A 3,769-nucleotide genomic window follows, 5' to 3' on the forward strand; every position below is an offset into this window, starting at 1 on the left:
CGGATTTGAGGTCTCGTTGCGTAGGCAAACCAATGATATCTCAAAGACCTTGGGGGCTTTTTAATGTTCCTAAAAACCTATTTTGGACAAGAGTGCAAATAAATATTTTTATGTTTACTTCATTTATTAAATAATCAACATTTCATGGAGTTGGTCTTATGAAAATTGCTTTGTTATCTGCTTCATCTTCTATTCATTCAATCCGTTGGGCAAATGCCTTTGCTGAAAGGGGCCATGAGCTCCATCTCATAAGTTTACCTTCTCATGCCAAAACAAACCACTTGATTTCAGAGAAGGTACGCCTGCACTTTTTACCTGTTCCGACACTGTTAGGCTACTATCTTAATTCGATAGCTTTTAAAAAAATCTTGCGAGAGATCAAGCCAGACGTTATGAATGCTCACTATGCGAGCGGATACGGTACTCTTGCTCGTTTCAGCGGTTTTTCCCCTTATGTATTATCTGTATGGGGAAGCGATGTTTATGATTTCCCCTATAAAAGTAGCTTGCACAAGAGAATCATAAGAAAAAACCTTCTTGCAGCAGATCGGATATGCTCCACAAGCAAAGTCATGGCAGAGCAAGTACGTTTTCTATGTCCAGAAATTTCACGAATAGAAATAACTCCCTTCGGGATAGATACAGGAATATTTAAGCCCGCTTTTCGAAATCAACAGACAAACACCATCACAATTGGGACAGTAAAGACCCTGGCTCCCAAATATGGAATTGACACGTTACTTCACGCGTTTGCGTATATCAAAGAGCGTATGGTGAAAAAAGATTCTCCGGTTAACCTCCGTCTTATGATCGTTGGGGGCGGCCCACAGGAAAGAGAACTAAAGCTTCTCTCCGAAAAATTGCACATCAGTAAAAATTGCACTTGGATTGGAAAGATACCCAATCACGAGGTACCTAAATACCTCAATCAGATTGATATCTATGTAGCTCTGAGCAGAAGTGAAAGCTTTGGCGTTGCGATTCTCGAAGCATCCGCCTGTGGGCTTCCTGTCGTTGTTTCAGATGCGGGGGGATTGCCGGAGGTCGTTGTAAACGGAGTAACCGGCTTTGTTGTCAGACGTGAATCCCCTGAAGAAGCAGGAGAAGCCATCATGAGGATCGTGGAAAACACGGATCTTCGGGAATCAATGGGTCGAAAAGGTGTCGAGCATGTAAAATCATTATATGATTGGCAAGAAAATGTGACCGTGTTGGAAAGGATTTTGCAGGATCGTTCCAAAGGAGTTTGAATCCAAAGAAACTGAAAGCTAATCCTCTCAACTACAATATCCTCGAACTGCATGCTCGAATATTGCATGCATCCGACGAAAAATCCATACTGTTATATCGATACAAAATTTCTGTTTTATTCTTCTATGTTTTAGTCTTTAGAGATGAGGTTAAAAAATGAAGATAAAAAACAGCTCAATGCTATCTTTATTCGTAATTTCTGCATTTTTGAGTCTGGCTGTTAGCCATGGGCCTTTTTATCTCTTTCACGCAGTAGCCATCCTTTACGTATTGCTACTCATTCTTCGAGGGGGAACGCATGAGATTAAATTATCTCGATTGGCACTTCCTTTGCTTTTCGTTGTTGTTTTTTCTTTTTTTTCAACAATCTGGGCTCCAAATGCCGTTAATGCTCTTCGTTATTCAACCTATTTACTAATTGGTTTTGTTATCTTTGTTACACTTTCTTCAAATATTCCATCTATCGACATTCTTAATAAGATCTTTCGGTCTTTTCTAATAATTTCTTCATTAGATATATTCGTTTCACTGCTGGAAATTTTTACATCTTTTCGCCCCCCCGTTTCCCCTTATTCCGAGGGATTTGTACCAACTGGCTTTCATTGGAACCCGAATAATTTGGCTGCTGTCATGGTGCTGATACTTCCTTTTTTCCTTTTTTCCCATAAATTTGCTTTTAAATATATCGGTAGCATTGCAATAGTAATGATCATTTTTGCAATAGACTCAAGAGGTAATCTTCTTGCTCTCGCATTTCTTCTATTACTTTGGTTTTTCTTTTATATGAAGAGCAAGAAAAGAATTCGGGTTACCATGGCATTCTGCCTTTGTGTATTTGGACTAATAGTTTTGCCTGAATTCAAGGGAGTTCCTATTAATATTTTGGAAAGTAAAATTTCTGGTACAATTCATAGTTTTTCTCGATATGTTTCTTTTTCTTCGCAAGTGGGGCCTGGCGATTCTATTTCGACCAGACGTTTTTTAATTTACAACGGGATCAAAGCTTTAAAAGATACTTTTGGATGGGGACTGGGGGCTGGAGGCGACCAGATTCTTCAAGGTTCTTTGGGTTCAGAAATAACGAGTATGCATGCATTCTGGTTGGAAATTCTCGTGAATTTAGGAATTTCAGTCGGTGGTATTTTTATTTTATGGTATTTTTATATCGCTTTTAGATTGTTTTACGTCTTTAAGAAATCACGTTTACCTTCATTAAGGTATTACAGTGGTAGCTTATCTTTGGGTTTACTTGGTTTTTCTGTTGGAGCAATGAGTGCCAGTTCAGTCATATATGTTTTACCTATGTGGCTGGCACTTGGGCTCGGGTGCGCAACAATCAAGCTTGCCAAAAAAAATGGATCCTTAGAATGATGAAAGAGCGTGGAGGACACCCAGCTGCTGCTCTCGCTCGTCGACCGGAGGCACAACCACCAGGCTACGATCATTGCCTCCCAGTTCGAGCCCGCCGAATGGCTGGACCAGATTCCTGTCCCGGTTGCCGCCGAGGCGATAACGGACCGACTCTGTTCTCAGGCGTACAATATCGTCATCAAGGGCAAAAAGTCCATGCGTGAAGCAGCCCGCGATTGATCTTCAGGTTATCAAGGTGCAGAGCCGCTTCGTTCCAATGGGGTGGCTCTTATCCCGCGCGCCGATGGCTCTGTTTAAGCGCGGAGGCGGCTCTCATATCTGCGAGAAAGTGGCTCTAAAAAAACGCGTTTCACAACACCTAACAGGAATCGGTCTTTTCCTTTTCCTGCCTTTGGGTAGAAGGGGAGTTAAACGAGTTAAACTCATATCTGGTGTATGGACTTTGAAAAATAAGTGGCGTATCCTGCCGATTGGGCTAGCAGGCTCACAATCGACATTGGAGGGATACGCCATGAAAAAGTGTACTGCATCCAGCTCTTCCGGTCCAGAGGCAACGGTCCCGGATCCCCTGACCGAACTTCTGCGGAGGGGAGCCAGAGACCTCATAGCAAAGGCTGTAGAGGCCGAACTGGAGTCTCTGCTTGAGGCTTGCACCTCTCTTCGCCTGGAAGACGGAAGAGCGGCGGTTGTCCGCAACGGATATCTTCCCGGGCGGGCTGTCCAGACAGGAATCGGGGACGTGGAAGTGAGGGTACCCAAGGTCCGGGACCGGAGCGGCAGCGGCATTGTGTTCAACAGCTCACTGCTTGGATATTACGGTCTCCGAGAGCCACTGTTCCGATTCTGACGGAGCCATCTCTCCGGCGGAATTGAGCCGGTATTCCGGAGAGGGGGCCACCCTCCCCGGAAAGAGAAGATTCGTTTCTACCCGGCAGCCGCCAGGCCCTTCTTCTTTCTCATCGACTCTTTGCCCTGGATCCGGATCATGTGCGCGTTGTGGACTATCCTGTCCAGGATGGCATCCTGGATTCCCGCCTACTCATAACGAGGCCGGAGGTTGGACATCCATAGCCTCGTAGATTTTCCGTTGCTTCTCCAAAATCTCGCCGACAAGCAGCCTTTGTCCAGGATGTTCGAAACATTCGAT

The 3,769-nt window shown here is 44.2% G+C and carries 4 protein-coding genes and 1 pseudogene; 4 read left to right on the forward strand and 1 reads right to left on the reverse strand.

Annotated elements, in window-relative coordinates; all coding sequences use genetic code 11:
- Nucleotides 1-158: 158 nt before the first annotated feature.
- The 4 genes and pseudogenes from C8D99_RS14975 to C8D99_RS14990 form a co-directional block, all read left to right on the forward strand.
- Nucleotides 159-1,250 carry a glycosyltransferase gene (locus tag C8D99_RS14975; RefSeq protein WP_133959306.1) on the forward strand — a complete coding sequence of 364 codons (1,092 nt, stop codon included), beginning with the start codon at nucleotides 159-161 and terminating at the stop codon, nucleotides 1,248-1,250.
- A 157-nt stretch (nucleotides 1,251-1,407) separates the two neighbouring features.
- The gene (locus C8D99_RS14980) at nucleotides 1,408-2,622 is read left to right on the forward strand and encodes an O-antigen ligase family protein (RefSeq protein ID WP_133959307.1); all 1,215 of its coding nucleotides are present in this window, start codon (nucleotides 1,408-1,410) and stop codon (nucleotides 2,620-2,622) included.
- A gap of 9 nt (nucleotides 2,623-2,631) precedes the next feature.
- Entirely contained in the window at nucleotides 2,632-2,841 is a 210-nt protein-coding gene (locus tag C8D99_RS14985) for an ATP-binding protein (protein ID WP_133959308.1), read from the forward strand.
- Nucleotides 2,842-3,133: 292 nt separating this feature from the next.
- Nucleotides 3,134-3,439 (forward strand): annotated as a pseudogene (locus C8D99_RS14990) (transposase); the annotation flags it as partial.
- A 107-nt stretch (nucleotides 3,440-3,546) separates the two neighbouring features.
- Here C8D99_RS14990 and C8D99_RS15820 read toward each other — a convergent pair.
- Nucleotides 3,547-3,651 carry an ATP-binding protein gene (locus C8D99_RS15820; RefSeq protein ID WP_420808822.1) on the reverse strand — a complete coding sequence of 35 codons (105 nt, stop codon included), beginning with the start codon at nucleotides 3,649-3,651 and terminating at the stop codon, nucleotides 3,547-3,549.
- Nucleotides 3,652-3,769: the final 118 nt, after the last annotated feature.

Origin of the sequence: Aminivibrio pyruvatiphilus, from assembly GCF_004366815.1 — a bacterium.
In the GTDB taxonomy this organism is placed as follows: Bacteria; Synergistota; Synergistia; order Synergistales; family Aminobacteriaceae; genus Aminivibrio; species Aminivibrio pyruvatiphilus.

Bases quoted from the DNA above. Each gene is read 5' to 3' on its own strand.
- C8D99_RS14975 (WP_133959306.1), top strand. From the start codon at position 159: ATGAAAATTGCTTTGTTATCTGCTTCATCTTCTATTCATTCAATCCGT.
- C8D99_RS14980 (WP_133959307.1), top strand. From the start codon at position 1,408: ATGAAGATAAAAAACAGCTCAATGCTATCTTTATTCGTAATTTCTGCA.